Genomic DNA, 17547 nt, shown 5'->3' on the forward strand with positions numbered 1-17547 from the left:
GGGATGCTCAACACGGCGCCACGCGAGTGGACCCGCGTCCATCCCGTCTCGCCCTTCCTGGGTGCCTGGTCAGTCTTCGGCGCGATCGGCGGGTACTGGTTCTTCAACAACGCGCCCGAGTGGGCCGGCGGCGGTGGCGACGGGTGGCGCCCAGCGATCGTCACCCTCGCGCTCATCGGTCTCGGGATCGCGGTGTTCGTGGTCGCGGGCGGCCTGCTGTCGTGGCGCATGACGACCTACCGCATCACCGACGACTCCGTCGAGCTGCGCAAGGGCATCCTGTTCAAGCAGAACAAGCAGGCGCGGCTCGACCGGCTCCAGGCCGTCGACGTGGTCCAGCCCCTGCTCGCGCGCATCTTCGGCTTCGCGGGCGTGAAGATCGAGGTCGCGGGCGGCGAGGGCTCGACCGTCGCGCTCGAGTACCTCCGCCTTGGCGACGCCGAGGCGCTGCGCAACGAGATCCTCGCGCTCGCCGCGGGCGTCAAGCAGGCACGCAGAGGGACGATGCCGGATGCACGGGCCGCGGGCTCGGGCGCCGAGGGCGCGGGGGTTCTGGGTGACGGGTCCGCAGGTCCCGAGGGTGACGGGCTGGCCGGCGCCGGGGCCACGGGCACCGACGGCCAGCCCGCGCACGCCGCGCTGCGCGACTTCATCCCCGGCGCCGACCAGGGCACCCCGGCGATCGCCGCCGCCGCCGAGCGCGACCTGCTCGCCGTCCCGCTCGGCCGGCTGATCGGCTCGATCGCGCTGTCCGGTCCGGTCGTCACGGTCGCGGTCTTCCCCGTCATCCTGCTGATCGTCACGCTCGTCGTGGGCAACGAGGTCGAGCACATGCTGCTCGCGATCGTCAGCGGCTCGTTCGCGAGCATCCTGCCGATCCTGCTCGCGGGAGCAGGCTTCGTGTGGAGCCGCCTCAACAGCGGCTTCGGCTTCGTCGCGGGGATCTCCGCCGACGGTGTGCGGCTGCGGCACGGCATGCTCGACACGCGCCGCCAGACCGTCCCGCCGGGCCGCGTCCAGGCGGTCAAGATGCGCCAGACGCTGCTGTGGAGGCGCCGCGGCTGGTGGCGGATCACGGTCAACGTCGCTGGTTATCAGCAGAGCGAGGCGAACGTCTCGACGCTGCTGCCCGTCGGCACGCAGGCCGACGCCCTCACCGCGCTGTGGCTCGTCCTGCCCGACCTGGGTGACCCCGACCCCGAGGGCACGATCGCGCGCGCGATGACCGGAACGGGCACCGACGGAGGGTTCACCGCGTCGCCTCGCAGCGCCCGCTGGTTCGACCCGCTCCAGTGGCGCCACCGCGGAGTGCGCGCGACCGACACCGCGCTGCTCATCCGGCAGGGCCGCTGGGTGCGCGAGCTCGTCGTCGTCCCGCACGAGCGGACGCAGTCGCTCGGCCTCACGCAGGGCCCGTTCGCGCGCGCGGCCGGCGTCGCGAACGTCGTGGTCCACTCGACGCCCGGTCCCGTCTCCGCGATCGCGCAGCACCTCGCGATCGAGGACGCCTTCGCGCTGCTCGAGGAGCAGGCCGTGCGGGCCGCGACGTCCCGGCGTCGGCAGACCCCCGAGCAGTGGCTCGCGACCGTCGCGCCCGCGGTGGACGACGTGCTCGCCGCCGCCGACGTGTCGGTCGCGGACGATGCGGGGGTCGCCTCCGAGGTCGGCCCGGACCATGCGGCCCAGGGAGGCGAGCGATGACCGAGCCGTCCCAGCGCCCGGGACGCCTCGCGATCGGCGTCGTCGGCGCGGGCAAGGTCGGTGCCGTGCTCGGCGCCCTCCTGCGCGAGGCCGGCCACGAGGTCGTCGCCGCCTCCGGCTCGTCCGAGGCATCGATCGACCGCATGGAGGCCCTCCTGCCCGGAGTGCCGCGAAAGGACCCCGACGAGGTCGTGCGCGCGAGCGACCTCGTGCTCCTCACCGTCCCCGACGACGCGATCGAGCAGCTCGTCGCGGGCCTCGCGACGCTCGGCGCGTGGCGCGCGGGACAGCTCGTGGTCCACTGCGCCGGCCGCCACGGCACCGGAATCCTCGCCGACGCCGCCGCCGCCGGGGCGATCCCGCTCGCGATCCACCCCGCGATGACCTTCACGGGCACGAGCCTCGACCGTGCGCGGCTGCGCGACGCGGCCTTCGCCGTCACCGCCTCGGCACCCGTCCTGCCCATCGCGCAGGCCCTCGCGGTCGAGATGGGTGGCGAGCCCGTCGTCGTCGCCGCGAGCGACCGCGCCGCCTATCATGCCGCGCTCGTGCACGGCGCGAACCACGTCGTCACCGCGGTCGCGCAGGCGAGCGCGGTGCTCGCGAGGATCGGCTTCGAGAACCCCGGGCGCGTGCTCGGGCCGCTCACCCATGCGTCGGTGGACGGTGCGCTCGGCGACGCCCCCGGCGCCGTCACCACCCTCACCGGTCCCGTGGTGCGCGGCGACTCCGGTACCGTGGCGGCGCACCTCGCGGCGCTCGCGGGCACGCCCGAGACCCTCGTCGCGTACCGCGCGATGGCGCAGGCCACCGCGGACCTCGCGTTCGCGGGAGGACGCCTCGGCCCCGACGGCTATGCCGCCGTCATCGCGGCGCTCGGCCTCGATCCCGAGGACCTGGGGGGTGCGCCCGACGAGGGCTCCGACCGCGGGCCCGCCCAGGAGGACCGATGAGGATCATCACGTCGCTCGCCGAGCTGCGCGCGCTTGAGCGGCCGCGCCACGGCGACGGTCCGGGCCGGCGCGCCGTCGTGATGACGATGGGCGCCCTCCACGCGGGGCACATGGCGCTCATGCGCACCGCGCGGACGTCCGCCGACCAGGTGGTCGCGACGATCTTCGTCAACCCCCTCCAGTTCAACGACGCGGGCGACCTCGACAACTACCCGCGCACGCTCGAGGCCGACGCCGCGATGCTCGAGGAGGCCGGCGTCGACGTGCTCTTCGCCCCCGACCTCGCCACGATGTACCCGCACGGCGACCCCACCGTGACCGTGAGCGCGGGAGCGATCGGCGACGTCCTCGAGGGCGCGCATCGTCCCGGGCACTTCGACGGCATGCTGACCGTCGTCCTCAAGCTCATGCACCTGGTCCAGCCGGACGTCGCGTTCTTCGGGCAGAAGGACGCGCAGCAGCTCATCGCGATCCGCGCGATGGTGAGGGACCTCGACCTGCCCGTCAGCATCGTCTCCGTGCCCACCGTGCGCGACGTCGATGGCCTTGCACTGTCCTCGCGCAACGTGCACCTCACGGACGACGAGCGGGAGCGCGCGCTGTCGCTATCGCGCGCCCTCAACGCCGCCCGCTCCGCCGCCGACGGGGGCGCCTCCAAGGACGAGTCGCTCGCGGCCGGGCGCGAGATCCTCGCCGCCGCGTCGGGCGTCGACGTCGACTACCTCGAGGCGCTCGACCCCGGCGACGCCCAGCCCGTCACCGACGACTACCGGGGCGACGTCGTGATCGCGGTCGCGGCGCACGTCGGACAGACGCGGCTGATCGACAACGTCCTCACGCACCTGAGGTAGGCGAGACCCGGCCCGGGGAACACGGGCGGCATCGAGGCGTCCCGCGCGGGCATAGTCTGTGGCGCATGACCCGTTTCGTGCAGCGCCTTCGCGCCCCCGAGCCCGGGTGGACCGCCCAGGCGGACGTCATCGTCGTCGGCTCGGGGATCGCGGGGCTGACCGCCGCGCTTGAGCTGCGGCAGAAGGTCGACCGCGTGCTCGTCGTCACCAAGGGCGAGCTCAGCTCCGGCTCCACCATCTGGGCGCAGGGCGGCATCGCCGCGGCGCTCGACCCCGAGGACACCCCCGACGAGCACCTCGAGGACACGCTCGTCGCGGGAGCCGGCACGTGCTCGCCCGCGGCCGTGCGGACGCTCGTGACCGAGGGCCCCGACCGCGTGCGCGAGCTCGTCGCGCGCGGCGCCAACTTCGACACCCAGGCCGACGGCTCGATCACCCTCACCCGCGAGGGCGGCCACCACCGCGACCGGATCGCCCACGCGGGAGGCGATGCGACCGGCGCCGAGATCTCGCGCGCGCTCATCGCGCAGCTCGAGGCGGTCCGCAACGACCCCGGCATCGAGGTCATCGAGCACGCGATGGTCGTCGACCTGCTCACCGCGGCCCCCGATGCCGACGGCTTCCCCGGTCCCGTGTGCGGCGTCACGCTCCACGTCATCGGCGAGGGCTCGCGCGACGGCGTGGGCGCGGCGCTCGCGAAGGCCGTCGTCCTCGCGACAGGCGGCATCGGCCAGGTGTTCCTGTCCTCGACCAACCCCGCCTCGGCCACGGCCGACGGGCTCGGCGCGGCCCTGCGCGCGGGCGCGGCGATCGCGGACGTCGAGTTCGTGCAGTTCCACCCGACCGTGCTGTGGGAGGGGTCGTCTGCGCTGGGACAGCTGCCGCTGATCTCCGAGGCCGTGCGCGGGGAGGGCGCCTACCTGCTCAACGCCGAGGGCGAGCGCTTCATGGTCGGCCAGCACGAGCTCGCGGAGCTCGCGCCGCGCGACGTCGTGTCGAAGGCGATCGTGCGGATGATGGCCGAGGAGGAGTCCGACAACGTGTTCCTCGACTGCCGTCATCTGGGCCCCTCGTTCCTGCGCGAGAGGTTCCCCACCATCCACGCGCGCCTGGCCGAGCGCGGCATCGACATGGGCACGGACCTCATCCCGGTCGCGCCCGCGCAGCACTTCCACTCGGGCGGCGTGCTCACCGACCTGCGCGGACGGTCGACCCGGCAGGGGCTCTACGCCGTCGGCGAGGCCGCGTGCTCGGGCGTGCACGGCGCGAACCGGCTTGCCTCGAACTCGCTGCTCGAGGGGCTCGTGTTCGCGACCCGCGCCGCGAAGGACGCTGCGGAGGTCGTCGCCGAGGGCGTCGTCCAGCAGCACGAGCCGGTGACGCGGCCCGGGCCGGACGCGCTCGTTCCCGCGACCCAGCGCCCGCGCATCCAGAAGCTCGCGCACCACGGCGCGGGCCCGGTGCGCGACGCCGCTGGCCTCCAGCGCTCCGACATCAAGCTCGAGAGGCTGCGAGAGCAGTTCCACTCGGAGGAGGCCGTGGGCGGCGCCCCGCAGGTCGCCGAGTGGGAGACGTCGAACGTGCTCCAGGCCGCGTCCGTGCTGGTACGGACCGCCCTCGCGCGCGAGGAGACCCGCGGTGGGCACCTGCGCACCGATTTCCCGCACCGGGACACCAGGTGGGAGGTCCGCCAGGCCGCGACGCTCGATCCGGACGGCGCGCTGTCGATGATGAAGGTCCCGCTCGACCTCAGCTGACCCGGGAGCCGTCGTCTCTGCCCGGCACCGCCGCATCGTCCAGGGGCGCGGGCCCCGCATCGGATCTGCCCGGCACCGCATCGGATCTGCCCGGCACCCCCGCACCGTCCCCGCCCGACAGTGTGAATCAATCTCGGCCGCGACACCCCGGTGACGCGGCCCGTTCAGCGCCGTCGGGCGGCGTGTCGGTTTGAGAGTGGTTCAAAGTGTCTGCGGGAATCCGCCCCTGCCAGGACGCAAGAACGCCGGTCGGGACGGCACCCCGGAAAAGGCCGCCCCGACCGGCGATCGGCCCGGTCGTCTCACGAGGACAGCGCTTGACGACCGGAGTCTGAGATCGGACCCGCGCGGGGCCCGGTCGGTGGAAGCGATCGGGTCGACCGATCGCGGATGAGGATCATGAGTGAACCGGCGCCCGGGCCCTCACGACGCCCGCGCCGCTTGTGGCGGGTCGGACGGAATGGGGGCCCGGGACGGTTCGGTGCGAGCGCGGCAAATACGGCGGACGATGCGGCCGGCTCGTAGGCGAGGCGGGTCAGGAAGGCCCGTGCTCACCGCATGCATTCCGCACGGATCTGGTTGCGACACCCCGGCGACGCGCCGACGTGGAGCGCGACACGCTGGCGTGTCGCCCGTGGATCCGTGCGGAGTGCATGGACGGAAGGTGTCAGGCGCTCGCGGGCTCCGCGACACCGGTGACGAGGTCGAGCTCGGGCAGGGCGGTGTTCATGGTGAGCATGCCGCCGTCGAAGTTTGCGGAGTCGAAGCCCTCCTGGTCGAGGATGCGGTGCGCGAGGTAGGACCGGAAGCCCGACGCGCAGTGCACGCGCACCGGCCGCCCGTCCGCAAGCGACCGGATGCGGTCGAGGTTCTCGCGGATCTCGTCGTGCGGGATGTTCACGGCCTCGGGCAGGTGCCCGCGGGTGAACTCGCCGGCCGACCGGACGTCGAGGATGAGCGCGTTCTCGCGCGCCCACTCCACGTCGGACGCGTGCCACAGCTTGAGCGTGCCGAGGACCGTGTTCTGCATCATGAAGCCGAGCATGTTCACGGGGTCCTTCGCGGAGCCGAACGGCGGCGCGTAGGCGAGCTCGAGCTCGGCCAGGTCGTCAGCGTCGAACTCGGCGCGCAGCGAGGTCGCGAGCACGTCGATGCGCTTGTCCACGCCGGCACGGCCGACGCCCTGGGCGCCGAGTAGCTTGCCCTCGGGGGAGAAGACGGCCATGAGGTGCACCTGGTCCGCGCCGGGGTAGTAGCCCGCGTGGTTGAGGTGGTGCGTGTGGTGCACGACGTACTCGATGCCCGCCTGATCCAGCATGCGGGGGCTGGCGCCGGTCATCGCGGCGGTGAGGCCGAAGACCTTGACGATCGCGGTGCCGAGCACGGGCTTGGCCGGCTTGGCGACGCCCATGATCGACTCGGCCGCGCGGCGGCCCTGGCGGTTGGCCGGGCCCGCGAGCGGGACGGGGCCGGTCGCGCCGGTCACAGCGTTGCGAACGGCGATCGCGTCGCCGACGGCCCAGATGCTCGGGTCGGCGGTGCGCTGGTGCTCGTCCACGACGATCGCGCCGCGCTCGTCGACCTCAAGGCCCGCGTCGGCCGCGAGCGAGGAGTTCGGGCGCACGCCCACGGAGACGACGACGATGTCGACGTCGGCCGCGGCGCCGTTGGACAGCGTGACCGTCACGCCGGAGCCGGACGCGGTGGGCTCGACGGCGGAGGCCGCGAGGCCCGTGACAACGTCGACGCCGTTCGCGCGCAGCTCGAGCTCGACGAGGCGAGCCATCTCGGGGGCGAGCGGGGGCAGCACCTGCGGCGCCATCTCGATCAGGGCGACGTTGAGGCCGCGCTCGCGCAGGGCCTCGGCAGTCTCGAGGCCGATGAAGCCCGCGCCGAGCACCGCGGCGGTCTTGGCGCCGTCCACGCGGGCCGCGAGGGCGGTCGCGTCGTCGACGGTGCGCAGGTGCGTGACCTCGGGAAGGTCCATGCCGGGGATCGGCGGGGTGAAGGCGGTCGCGCCGGGGGAGAGCACGAGCGCGTCGTACGAGACGACCTCGCTGCCCTCGGCGCCGACGACCGTGACGGTCTTGGCCGTGCGGTCGATCGCGGTGACCTCGGTGTTCACGCGCACGTCCAGGCCGAGCGAGGCGCCCAGCGTCTTGGGGGTGTGCAGGAGGAGGGCGTCGCGGGACTCGATGTCCCCGCCCACGTGGTACGGCAGGCCGCAGTTCGCGAACGAGACGTCCGGGCCCTTCTCGAAGACGATGATCTCGGCGGACTCGTTGAGGCGACGGGCTCGCGCGGCGGCGCTCATGCCGCCTGCGACACCTCCGACGATGACGATGCGCATGGGTGCTCCTTCCAAAGAGTGATGACCCCACGGTAACAGATACCCCAGGGGGTATGCGAGACCTTGGTCCCTCGATGCCCTCGGCGACGCGCGAAGTCCTGTTTTCACAAACGTAATAGCAGGGACGATGCGACGTCGGGTGGGTGAGGCGTCAACCTCGGCGGAGCGCTGGGGAACAGGGACGATGCGGTGACTGGGGCATCGTCCCCGCGCCTTTCGGCCCGGTGGGGGCCGCGCCGTCCTTAGGACAGCGCCATGAACATCTTCTCGAGGCGCACCTTGGCGTCCGCGGCGTCCTCGCCCTCGAGGATGCACTGCTGCAGGCCCGAGGCGATCATCGTGAAGCCGGCGCGGTCGATCGCCTTCGACACGGCGGCGAGCTGGGTGACGATGTCGCCGCACTCGCGGCCTTCCTCGACCATGCGCAGGACGCCGGCGAGCTGGCCGTGCGCACGGCGCAGTCGCTTGACGACGGGCTCCAGCTCCGCCTCGGAGAGGTGAACCTCGGACATGGGGGCCTCCACAGCACTAGATGACAGTCAAGGATACCCCTCCCCGTACCCCCTGCCCAGGGACATGCGCCCTTTTCGTGCCACGATGTCCCCATGAGCGCTCCCACGGACACTCTCGCCGGTCAGATCGCCGGCCCCGCGCACCCCGAGCAGCAGGCTCAGGACCGACCCCTGCCCGCCGCCTGGCTCGCCGACGTCGTGCGCCGGACGCTGAGCGAGGACCTCGGCGGCTTCCCCGGTCGCGACGTGACCACCCAGGCCACCATCCCCGACACGATCCAGGTCAGCGCGCGCATCGTCATGCGCGAGGACGGGGTGATGGCGGGCGCCGACGTGATCCCGGTCGCGCTGAGCGAGGTCGCGGTCCGCCTGGGCCTGCCCCGCCCCACGGTCGAGCTCCACGTCGCCGACGGCGACGCGCTCGCCGCGGGCACGACGATCGCGACGATCGAGGGCGCCGGGCATGTGGTGCTCATCGCCGAGCGGACGATGCTGAACCTCGTGTCGCGCGCGTGCGGCGTCGCGACCCACACCGCGCGCTGGGCGACCGCCCTCAAGGGCACCGGCGCGAAGGTGCTGGACACCCGCAAGACCACGCCCATGCTGCGCGAGCTCGAGAAGTACGCGGTCCGCTGCGGCGGCGGGGTCAACAAGCGCGTCGGGCTCTACGACTGCGCGATGATCAAGGACAACCACATCGTCGCGGCCGGGTCCATCACCGCGGCGATCGAGGCGATCCGCGAGGTCTTCCCCGACGTGCCCGTGCAGGTCGAGGTCGAGGACGCGGCCGGCGCGCGAGAGGCGCTCAAGGCCGGCGCACGGTTCCTCATGCTCGACAACATGCCGCCCGAGGAGATGGCCGCGCTCGTCGCTGACATCCGTGCGCGCGAGAAGAAGACGGGGCGCGTGCTCATCGAGGCGACGGGCGGGCTGACGCTGGACAACGCGGCCGACGTCGCGGCGACCGGGGTCGACTACATGTCGGTCGGCGCGCTCACGCACAGCTCGCCGATCGTCGACCTGGGGCTCGACCTGGACTGAGCCGGCTCGCCGGGGCGGCCGGACCGCGAAGGCGACTGCCGCATCGTCCCTGTGCCTGCCGCCGCCCTGCGCCCTTCCCGCCCCGGTGCGAGACTCGACGGGTGACCGCGCTCAGCGACTCCGTCGCCTACCGATGGCTCAAGGCCGGGGACGAGGGCGACCTCGACGCGCTCGATGATCTCCTGCACCCCGACGTGGTGATCCACGCGCCCGGCGGCCTTTCCACGACGAGCGCCGAGGGCGAGAAGGCCGTGTGGCGCGATGCGCTCGCGGCCATGCCGGACCTGCGTCACGAGGTGCAGGAGGTGCTCGTCGATGGCGACACCGAGCTCGCATGGGTTGTGGTCACGGGCACGATGGCGGCGTCGTTCGGCGGGGTCGAGGGCACCGGCGGGTCCTTCCGGATGGACCAGGCGCTGCGCGTGCATCTGCGCGATGGGAAGGTCGCCGAGGCGTGGGAGGTCGCGGACGTCGACGCTCTGCGCGCGCAGGTGGGAGCACCGGAGTGAGCGTCGGCCCGTGCGCCGGCCCGAGCGCCGTGCTCCGGTCCGGGACCCTCGGTTCGTGAGGCAGTGGGTGCCGCCGGTACCCTAGTGGGCGTGACTGACCAGCCTGCTCTCCCCGCTGACGACGACCTCCCCGACCAGATGCGTGTGCGGCGCGCCAAGCGCGACCGCCTCATCGCGGACGGCGGCGAGGCGTACCCCGTGGTCGTCGACCGCACGCACGAGATCGCGGACGTCAAGGAGAAGTACGACGGTCTCGAGGCGGGAGAGGAGACCGAGGACGTCGTGGGCGTCGCCGGTCGCGTCGTCTTCATCCGCAACACCGGCAAGCTGTGCTTCGCGTCCATCCAGGACGGCGCGGGCGAGCGCCTGCAGATCATGCTGAGCCTCGCCGAGGTCGGCGAGGACTCGCTCTCGGCGTTCAAGGCTGACGTCGACCTGGGCGACCACCTGTTCGCCAAGGGCCGCGCGATCAAGTCCAAGCGCGGCGAGGTCTCCGTGTTCGCGTCCGAGTGGGCCATCGCCTCGAAGGCGCTGCGTCCGCTGCCCGTCCTGCACAAGGACCTGGCCGAGGACACCCGCGTGCGCCAGCGCTACGTGGACCTCATCGCGCGCCCGCTCGCGCGCGACACCGTCCGCCAGCGCGCGACGCTCAACCGCAGCCTCCGCGAGAGCCTTCACAGCCGCGGCTACATCGAGGTCGAGACCCCGATGCTCCAGACGCAGCCCGGTGGCGCCGCGGCGCGCCCGTTCGTCACGCACATGAACGCGTACGACATCGACCTCTACATGCGCATCGCGCCCGAGCTGTTCCTCAAGCGCGCGGCCGTCGGCGGCGTCGAGCGCGTCTTCGAGATCAACCGCAACTTCCGCAACGAGGGTGCCGACAGCTCGCACAGCCCCGAGTTCTCGATGCTCGAGGCCTACGAGGCGTACGGCAGCTACGACACGATGGCGACGCTCACGCGCGAGATCGTGCAGGCCGCGGCAGACGACATCTTCGGCACGCAGGTCGTGACGCTCGTCGACGGCGAGGAGTACGACCTCTCCGGCGACTGGACTACGCTCGACATGTACGGCTCGCTGTCCGAGGCGATCGGCGAGGAGATCACGCACGCGACCTCCGTGGCCGACCTCGAGATGCTGTGCGACCGCTTCGAGATCACGGTGGACCCCAAGCGCGTCAACCACGGCAAGCTCGTCGAGGAGCTGTGGGAGCACCACGTGGGCTCGACCCTCAGCGCGCCGACCTTCGTGCGCGACTTCCCCGTCGAGACCAGCCCGCTGACCCGCGACCACCGCACCAAGCCGGGCATCGTCGAGAAGTGGGACCTGTACGTGCGCGGCTTCGAGCTCGCGACCGCGTACTCCGAGCTCGTCGACCCCGTCATCCAGCGCGAGCGCTTCGAGCAGCAGGCCCGCATGGCCGCGCAGGGCGACGACGAGGCGATGCGCCTCGACGAGGACTTCCTCACCGCGATGGAGTACGCGATGCCCCCGAGCGGCGGCATGGGCATGGGCATCGACCGCCTGCTCATGGCGCTCACCGGCCTCGGCATCCGCGAGACCATCACGTTCCCGCTCGTGAAGCCGAGCGAGGGCTGACATGGACTCGACCCTCATCGCCATCGCGCTCGGGGTCATCCCGAGCATCGGAGTCGGGCTGCTGTTCTGGTTCGTGATGCGGACGATCATCCGTGCGGACCGCAACGAGCGCGCAGCGATCGCCGAGCAGGAGGCTGCTGCCGCGCGGGCCGCCGAGGCGGACGCGCCTGCCGACTCGTCGAGTGCGCCGGCCGATTCCGTCGAGCCGGAGCAGCCCGCCGCGTCCTAGTCGGCCGCTCAGTCCTCAGGGACGATGCGGTGGGCGCCTCCTCGGTGGGTGTCGCCTTCCCGCTTGGACGATGCTCTTGGCGCCTCCTTGGTGGACGTCGCCTTCCCCTGGACGATGCTGTTGCCGCGCTCGCTCATCCGCTCGCGTGGGCACGTTTCCATGCTCGCTGGTATGTGCCCGCGCGCCCTCGTGCGCCTGCCTCCTCCGAGCTCGTACGCGTTCGCCGACGGGGGTTCCCACGCTCGCCGCGGACGGCCCTCAGGAACCCCATTTCCGTGTCGATTCCCGCAATGCAGGTAATCGCCCGCTGGAGGAATTCCACTAACGCAAAAGCAATCCGAGTCGACAATGACGTTCTCGGATTTGATGGAGGAATTCCTCCCATTGGAGGTTCTCCACAGAATTTGCGGGGCGCGGTCTGAATTAGGCGAGTTTGTGTCTATGCTGGGGCGCGAGGGGACAAGATTGGCGGTTCTCCCGATATCGGGAATGCCGCCGCGATATCGCGAAAGGAGCCACGATGGCTCAGAAGGTCCAGGTAGTCCTCATCGATGACCTCGACGGCGGAGATGCTGTCGAGACTGTCTCCTTCGCTGTGGACGGCACCAAGTACGAAATCGACTTGAATGCCGAGAATGCCTCCCAGCTCCGTGAGGACATCGCCAAGTGGACGGACAAGGCGCGCAAGGTTTCCACTGTCTCGCGCGGCCGCCGCTCGCTTTCCAGCCGCAAGTCGGGCACGGATGCGCACGACATTCGCGAATGGGCCCGCAGCCAGGGCATGGAGGTTCCCGAGCGGGGCCGCGTCTCGCGTGAGCTGCGCGACGCCTACGACGCTGCGCACTGATGCCGCACCTGTGGTGGGGCACCTACCCCGCCGAGGGCCTCGGCACTCCCGTCGGCAAGGGCGAGGGGCTGTGGCGACAGGACGATGACGAGGCCGCCGCGCAGCTCCTCGAGCTGCCGGCGCCTTCGTTCCTCGTCGCCCACCCGACCCAGCCGCTGCTGTACGCGGTGTCCGAGTCGCCCGCGTCCGAGGTGCACGCGATCGACGTGTCCGACCCGGATGCGCCGAAGGTCGTCGGCTCGGTCAAGACCGGCGGCACCGACGCGTGCCATCTGCTGCTCTCGCCCGAGGGGGACGAACTCTACGTGAGCCACTACGGCTCGGGCGACCTGGCCGTGGTCCCGCTGTTCCCCACGGGCCTGCCCGCGTTCGACACCCCGATCCAGTCGCACGAGCACAAGGGTCACGGCCCGAACAAGGACCGCCAGGAGAGCTCGCACGCCCACTCGGCGGCGTTCGCGCCCGACGGCAAGCACGTGCTCGTCGCCGACCTCGGCACGGACGAGCTCAGGCGCTACCGGCTCGGCCCCGGCGGCGTGCTCGAGCCCGACGGCGTCGCCGCGACCCTGCCCGGCGGGGCGGGACCGCGCCACATGGCGGTCAAGGGCGAGATGATCTACGTCGCGTGCGAGCTCGACGGCATGCTGCGGACCCTGCGCTGGGACCCCACCGCGCGCGAGGCCGTGCTGGTCGAGGAGCAGCCCATCACCCACGTCGCGCCGCGTTCGGCCGACGAGGTCGCGGCCTCCCACGTGCTCGTCACGGACACGATGCTGCTGGTCGGCGTCCGCGGCCCGGACGTGATCGCGATCTTCGACCTCAGCCCCGAGGGCTGGCCGCGCTACCGGGCCTCGCTCGACGCGGGCCACTGGCCCCGCTACTTCGCGGTGATCGACGAGCGGCTGCACGTGGGCTGCGAGCGCGGGCACGAGGTGCGGTCGTACTCGCTCGCGCACGTGCGCAGGCTCCCGCCGGAGCAGGAGACCGGCGCGATCGCCGAGCTCCCGTATCGGGCCGCCGAGGTGACCAGCCCGGCCTGCATCGTGCAGCGCTAGGGCGCAGCCCAGCGCCAGGGCACAGCTCGCACTGACAGACAGCCCAGCGCCGAGGTGCGTGCCGCATCGTCCCTGGCCCCTCGCATCGTCCCTTCTCCGCCGGGTGACGATGCGGTGAAGGGGCCAACCGTCCCGGTCGCACTGTCACCGCATCCCGCTAGGCTGAGGACATGACCTACACACTGATCCTGCTCCGCCACGGCGAGAGCGAGTGGAACGAGAAGAACCTGTTCACCGGCTGGGTCGACGTCCCCCTCAACGAGAAGGGCTGGGGCGAGGCCAAGCGCGGAGGCGAGCTGCTCAAGGAGGAGGGCATCCTGCCCGACGTCCTGCACACCTCGCTGCTGCGTCGCGCGATCATGACCGCGAACCTCGCGCTCGACGCCGCCGACCGCCACTGGATCCCCGTGAAGCGCAGCTGGCGCCTCAACGAGCGTCACTACGGTGACCTCCAGGGCAAGAACAAGGCCGAGACCCTCGAGCAGTTCGGCGAGGAGAAGTTCATGATCTGGCGCCGTTCGTACGACGTGCCGCCGCCCGTCATCTCGGACGACAACCCGTACACGCAGGAGGGCGACCCCCGCTACGCGGGCGAGCCGACCCCGAAGACCGAGTGCCTCAAGGACGTGCTCGAGCGCGCCCTGCCGTACTGGGAGTCGGACGTCGTCCCGGACCTCAAGGCCGGCAAGACCGTCATGGTCGCCGCGCACGGCAACTCGCTCCGCGCGATCGTCAAGCACCTCGACGAGATCGCGGACGACGAGATCGTCGGTGTGAACATCCCGACCGGCATCCCGCTCGTCTACCACCTGGACGAGGAGACGCTGAAGCCGACCAACCCGCGCGGCACCTACCTGGACGCCGACGCCGCCGCGGCCGCGATCCAGGCGGTCGCGAACCAGGGCAAGAAGAAGTAGCCTGAATGTGAAGCGTTCGGTCGGCCTCTCATAGCCCGGCCAGACAACGAAGGGCCCTCACCGTGCGGTGGGGGCCCTTCGCTGTGTCCGGGGTGGTCAGGGTCGCCCCGGTATTCGCCATGCACTCCGCACGGATTTCCGCGCGACACGCCAGCGTGTCGCCGCCCAGTGCAGGCGTGTCGCCGGGGTGTCGTTCCCGAATCCGTGCGGAGTGCATGGCGTCGGGAGGATGCGGGCCCGGACGCACGAAGGCCCCCGCCCGACGGCGGGGGCCTTCGAGACAGGCTCGCGTCAGATGGCCGCGCGCTCGCCCTTGTGGTCGCCGGTGACCAAGTAGACGATGCGGCGCGAGATGCCCACGGCGTGGTCGCCGAAGCGCTCGTAGTAGCGGGCGGCCAGCGCGATGTCGAGGCTCTCCTGCTGGGAGCCGTCGAACGACTCGGCGAGGAGCGCGGCGTAGGCCTGGCCGTGCAGCTCGTCGATGACGTCGTCGTCGGAGACGATCGCGGCGGCGAGGTTGAGGTCGCGCTGCTCGAGGAGGCTCGTCACGGCGGCGGCGGTCTCACCGGCGGCCGCGGCGAACTTCTCGAAGATCTCGCGGTGCGTCTCCGGGATGGCCTTCTCCGGGTAGACGCGGCGTGCGATGCCCGCGACGTGCTCGGCGAGGTCGCCCATGCGCTCGAGAGCGGCCGAGATGCGCAGCCCGGAGATGATGGTGCGCAGATCGAGGCCGACCGGCTGCTGCTGTGCGATGAGCAGCACGCAGCGCTCATCGACGGTCTCCTCGAGATCGTCGAGCTTCTCGTCGTCGGCGATGACCGACTGCGCGAGCTCCACGTTCGCGGTGAGGAGGGCCTCGCTGGCCCGGTTGATCGAGTCTTCGACGAGGCGACTCATCGAGACGAGGTCGTCGGCGAGCTCCGAAAGCTCGGCGGTGAACAGCGTGCGCATGTTGCTCCTTGTGAATCCAGGTTCGGCACCCAGTCTTGCATCACTTGCAGGGGTCTCGCCCGGCGAGGTATGAACAATCGGTGACGGCGGTGAACATTCGGTGAACTCCTTCGGCGCTGGGTACGGTGTGGCCATGACCGGCCTCGACGTGGTGTGGATCCTGCTCGGCCTCCTGGTCGGCTTCGCCCTCGGCGTCCTCGCCTTCCGCGGCCGCCGCAAGCAGGAGGCGATCGCGCGCACCCTCGTCCCGCATCGGACCCGTGAGGTGCTCAGCGCGATGCAGTCCGGGGCGGTGATCGTGCGCCGCGACCGGCGCGCGGCCTTCGCCAACACGGGCGCGGCGGCGCTCGGCATCGCGCGGCTCGACGGCAAGCTCCAGACCGAAGTCGCCGACCTGGCCGAGGAGGCCTGGGCTCGGGAGGAGGCCGTCGAGCGCGAGGTCGTGGTGCGCCGCGGCGTGCTCGGCTCGGTGAGTCACGTCCACGTCCGCGTGACGCCGCTCGGAGACGAGCTCGCGTTCGCGGTCGCGAACGACAACACCGAGCTGCGCGCGGCCGAGCAGTCGCGCCGCGAGTTCGCGACCAACGTGTCGCACGAGCTCAAGACCCCGGTCGGGGCGCTGTCGCTGCTCGCCGAGGCCATCGAGGAGGGCGCCGACGATCCGGAGATGGTCCGCGACTTCGCGCGCAAGATCCGCAAGGAGTCCCGTCGGCTCACCAAGCTGATCCAGGAGATCATCGAGATCTCGCGGCTCCAGGGCGACGACACCGTCCGCGACCATCAGCCGGTCGAGCTCGAGTCGGTCACGCAGGAGGCACTCGAGGGAGCCCGGCTCAACGCCGAGCAGCGCGACATCACCCTCGCGCACGCCGTCAACGCCGCGCCCGTCGTGATGGGCGACCGAGACCTGCTCGTCATGGCGGTGCGCAACCTCGTCGACAACGCGGTCGCGTACTCCGAGGAGGGCGCCAAGGTCACGGTGACGGTCGGCGAGACCGAGGGCATCGCCTCCGTCTCGGTGATCGACCGCGGCATGGGCATCGACAAGGCGGATCAGGAGCGCATCTTCGAGCGCTTCTACCGGACCGACCCCGCCCGGTCGCGCTCGACCGGCGGCACCGGGCTCGGACTGAGCATCGTCAAGCACATCGCGCTCCAGCACGCGGGCAAGGTGGAGCTGTGGTCGCAGCCGGGGGTCGGCTCGACGTTCACGCTCCAGTTCCAGGCGGAGCACGGCACCAATGAGGAGGGCACGGACGCATGAGCGAGGCTCATATCCTGATCGTCGAGGACGAGGAGTCGTATCGCGACACCCTCAAGTACCTCCTGAGCCGCGAGGGGTTCACGGTCTCGACGGCCGACACCGGCACGCGCGGCGTCGAGGTCTTCGAGCGCGAGGGCGCCGACCTGGTGCTCCTGGACCTCATGCTGCCCGGCATGAGCGGCACCGAGGTGTTCCGCACCATCCGTGAGCGCTCCGACGTGCCGATCATCATGGTCACCGCGAAGGACGAGCAGGTCGACAAGATCATCGGCCTCGAGCTCGGCGCCGACGACTACGTCACGAAGCCGTACAGCGGTCGCGAGCTCGTCGCCCGGGTGCGGTCGGTGCTGCGCCGTTCGGCCGCGGCGTACGACGCGCTGTCGGACGAGCCAGAGCGGGTCACGGTGGCCGGCATCACGATCGACCCCGAGCGGCTCACGATCGTGCGCGACGGCGAGACGACGTCCCTGCCGCCCAAGGAGTTCGGCCTCCTGCTGCTCCTCGCCCAGAACGCGGGCCGCGTGCTCCCGCGCCAGATGATCATCGACCGGGTCTGGGGCGCCGACTACTACGGCGACACCAAGACGCTCGACGTCCACATCAAGCGCCTGCGGGCTCGCATCGAGGCGAACCCGCACAAGCCGCAACTCATCCAGACGGTCCGCGGCGTCGGCTACACGCTCGAGCCGCCCGCCTGACCTGCCGCGGCCCCGCGGCAACGGCGAGAACCGGGCCCAAGGCCCCGCATCTTCAGTGCGAGACCGCACCCGCACCGTCCGCGCGAACCGGGCCCCGCATCGTCCCCGAGGGAACGAGGCGGGGCCCTTTCGCATCGTCCGCATCGTCCCCTCGACCCCGTGGACACCTTCTCGTCACGTGCGCGTGACCGCATCGTGATAGACCGGAGACGAGTTCACCTGATGTTCACCCACTGTTCAGGTTTGCCCCTCCGGCCCGTCACCTTGCGTGCCTAGCGTTCTAGTCATCCGGCAAGGGGCCGGTTCATCA

General features: G+C 71.5%; 17 protein-coding genes. 13 read left to right on the top strand and 4 right to left on the bottom strand.

Annotated features, from left to right (window positions below; all coding sequences use genetic code 11):
- The first annotated feature begins 3 nt into the window (after nt 1-3).
- The 4 genes from B7K23_RS06365 (at nt 4) to B7K23_RS06380 (ending at nt 5262) form a co-directional block, all read left to right on the top strand.
- On the top strand, nt 4-1701 hold the full coding sequence (locus B7K23_RS06365; protein WP_084125518.1) for a PH domain-containing protein: 1698 nt from the start codon (nt 4-6) through the stop codon (nt 1699-1701).
- Nucleotides 1698-2654 (top strand): Rossmann-like and DUF2520 domain-containing protein, encoded by a 957-nt coding sequence (locus B7K23_RS06370; protein WP_084125519.1) that lies wholly within the window; start codon nt 1698-1700, stop codon nt 2652-2654. Before B7K23_RS06365 ends, B7K23_RS06370 begins: the two co-directional genes overlap by 4 nt.
- Nucleotides 2651-3505 (top strand): pantoate--beta-alanine ligase, encoded by an 855-nt coding sequence (panC, locus tag B7K23_RS06375; protein WP_084125520.1) that lies wholly within the window; start codon nt 2651-2653, stop codon nt 3503-3505. The genes B7K23_RS06370 and panC overlap by 4 nt, the downstream gene beginning before the upstream one ends.
- 65 nt (nt 3506-3570) lie before the next feature.
- Nucleotides 3571-5262, top strand: a complete 1692-nt coding sequence (locus B7K23_RS06380) for an L-aspartate oxidase (RefSeq protein ID WP_084125521.1) — start codon at nt 3571-3573, stop codon at nt 5260-5262.
- Nucleotides 5263-5929: 667 nt separating this feature from the next.
- On the opposite strand, the gene B7K23_RS06385 is transcribed toward B7K23_RS06380, so the two are convergent.
- Both B7K23_RS06385 and B7K23_RS06390 read right to left on the bottom strand, forming a co-directional pair.
- The gene (locus B7K23_RS06385) at nt 5930-7612 is read right to left on the bottom strand and encodes an FAD-dependent oxidoreductase (protein WP_084125522.1); all 1683 of its coding nucleotides are present in this window, start codon (nt 7610-7612) and stop codon (nt 5930-5932) included.
- 242 nt (nt 7613-7854) lie between these two features.
- Nucleotides 7855-8124, bottom strand: coding sequence for a metal-sensitive transcriptional regulator (locus tag B7K23_RS06390; RefSeq protein ID WP_084125523.1), 270 nt, complete (start codon nt 8122-8124; stop codon nt 7855-7857).
- Between the two features lie 93 nt (nt 8125-8217).
- On the opposite strand from B7K23_RS06390, the gene nadC reads away from it, so the two are divergent.
- The 4 genes from nadC to B7K23_RS06410 all read left to right on the top strand — a co-directional run bounded on the left by nadC (nt 8218) and on the right by B7K23_RS06410 (nt 11505).
- Nucleotides 8218-9165, top strand: a complete 948-nt coding sequence (nadC, locus tag B7K23_RS06395) for a carboxylating nicotinate-nucleotide diphosphorylase (protein ID WP_084125524.1) — start codon at nt 8218-8220, stop codon at nt 9163-9165.
- Nucleotides 9166-9266: 101 nt separating this feature from the next.
- Entirely contained in the window at nt 9267-9674 is a 408-nt protein-coding gene (locus B7K23_RS06400) for an ester cyclase (protein ID WP_159451343.1), read from the top strand.
- A 138-nt stretch (nt 9675-9812) separates the two neighbouring features.
- Nucleotides 9813-11276, top strand: a complete 1464-nt coding sequence (gene lysS / locus B7K23_RS06405) for a lysine--tRNA ligase (RefSeq protein WP_084126212.1) — start codon at nt 9813-9815, stop codon at nt 11274-11276.
- Between the two features lies 1 nt (nt 11277).
- Entirely contained in the window at nt 11278-11505 is a 228-nt protein-coding gene (locus B7K23_RS06410) for a hypothetical protein (protein ID WP_084125526.1), read from the top strand.
- 8 nt (nt 11506-11513) lie between these two features.
- Here B7K23_RS06410 and B7K23_RS15705 read toward each other — a convergent pair whose 3' ends face one another.
- On the bottom strand, nt 11514-11666 hold the full coding sequence (locus B7K23_RS15705; RefSeq protein WP_159451344.1) for a hypothetical protein: 153 nt from the start codon (nt 11664-11666) through the stop codon (nt 11514-11516).
- 359 nt (nt 11667-12025) lie between these two features.
- Between B7K23_RS15705 and B7K23_RS06415 the strand changes: the two genes are divergently transcribed.
- The 3 genes from B7K23_RS06415 to B7K23_RS06425 all read left to right on the top strand — a co-directional run bounded on the left by B7K23_RS06415 (nt 12026) and on the right by B7K23_RS06425 (nt 14324).
- Nucleotides 12026-12352: an Lsr2 family protein gene (locus B7K23_RS06415; protein ID WP_084125527.1), complete on the top strand. Its 327-nt coding sequence runs from the start codon at nt 12026-12028 to the stop codon at nt 12350-12352.
- A complete protein-coding gene (locus tag B7K23_RS06420) occupies nt 12352-13407 on the top strand; it encodes a beta-propeller fold lactonase family protein (protein WP_084125528.1) in 1056 nt (351 codons plus the stop codon). The genes B7K23_RS06415 and B7K23_RS06420 overlap by 1 nt, the downstream gene beginning before the upstream one ends.
- 170 nt (nt 13408-13577) lie before the next feature.
- Nucleotides 13578-14324: a phosphoglyceromutase gene (locus B7K23_RS06425; protein WP_084125529.1), complete on the top strand. Its 747-nt coding sequence runs from the start codon at nt 13578-13580 to the stop codon at nt 14322-14324.
- A gap of 291 nt (nt 14325-14615) precedes the next feature.
- Here the strand turns inward: B7K23_RS06425 and phoU are convergent, their stop codons facing one another.
- A complete protein-coding gene (phoU, locus tag B7K23_RS06430; protein ID WP_084125530.1) occupies nt 14616-15275 on the bottom strand; it encodes a phosphate signaling complex protein PhoU in 660 nt (219 codons plus the stop codon).
- Between the two features lie 133 nt (nt 15276-15408).
- On the opposite strand from phoU, the gene B7K23_RS06435 reads away from it, so the two are divergent.
- Both B7K23_RS06435 and B7K23_RS06440 read left to right on the top strand, forming a co-directional pair.
- Nucleotides 15409-16539, top strand: a complete 1131-nt coding sequence (locus B7K23_RS06435; protein WP_084125531.1) for a cell wall metabolism sensor histidine kinase WalK — start codon at nt 15409-15411, stop codon at nt 16537-16539.
- Entirely contained in the window at nt 16536-17237 is a 702-nt protein-coding gene (locus B7K23_RS06440) for a response regulator transcription factor (protein WP_084125532.1), read from the top strand. The genes B7K23_RS06435 and B7K23_RS06440 overlap by 4 nt, the downstream gene beginning before the upstream one ends.
- Nucleotides 17238-17547 lie beyond the last annotated feature (310 nt).

The organism is Demequina sp. NBRC 110054 (genome assembly GCF_002090115.1).
Lineage (GTDB): Bacteria > Actinomycetota > Actinomycetes > Actinomycetales > Demequinaceae > Demequina.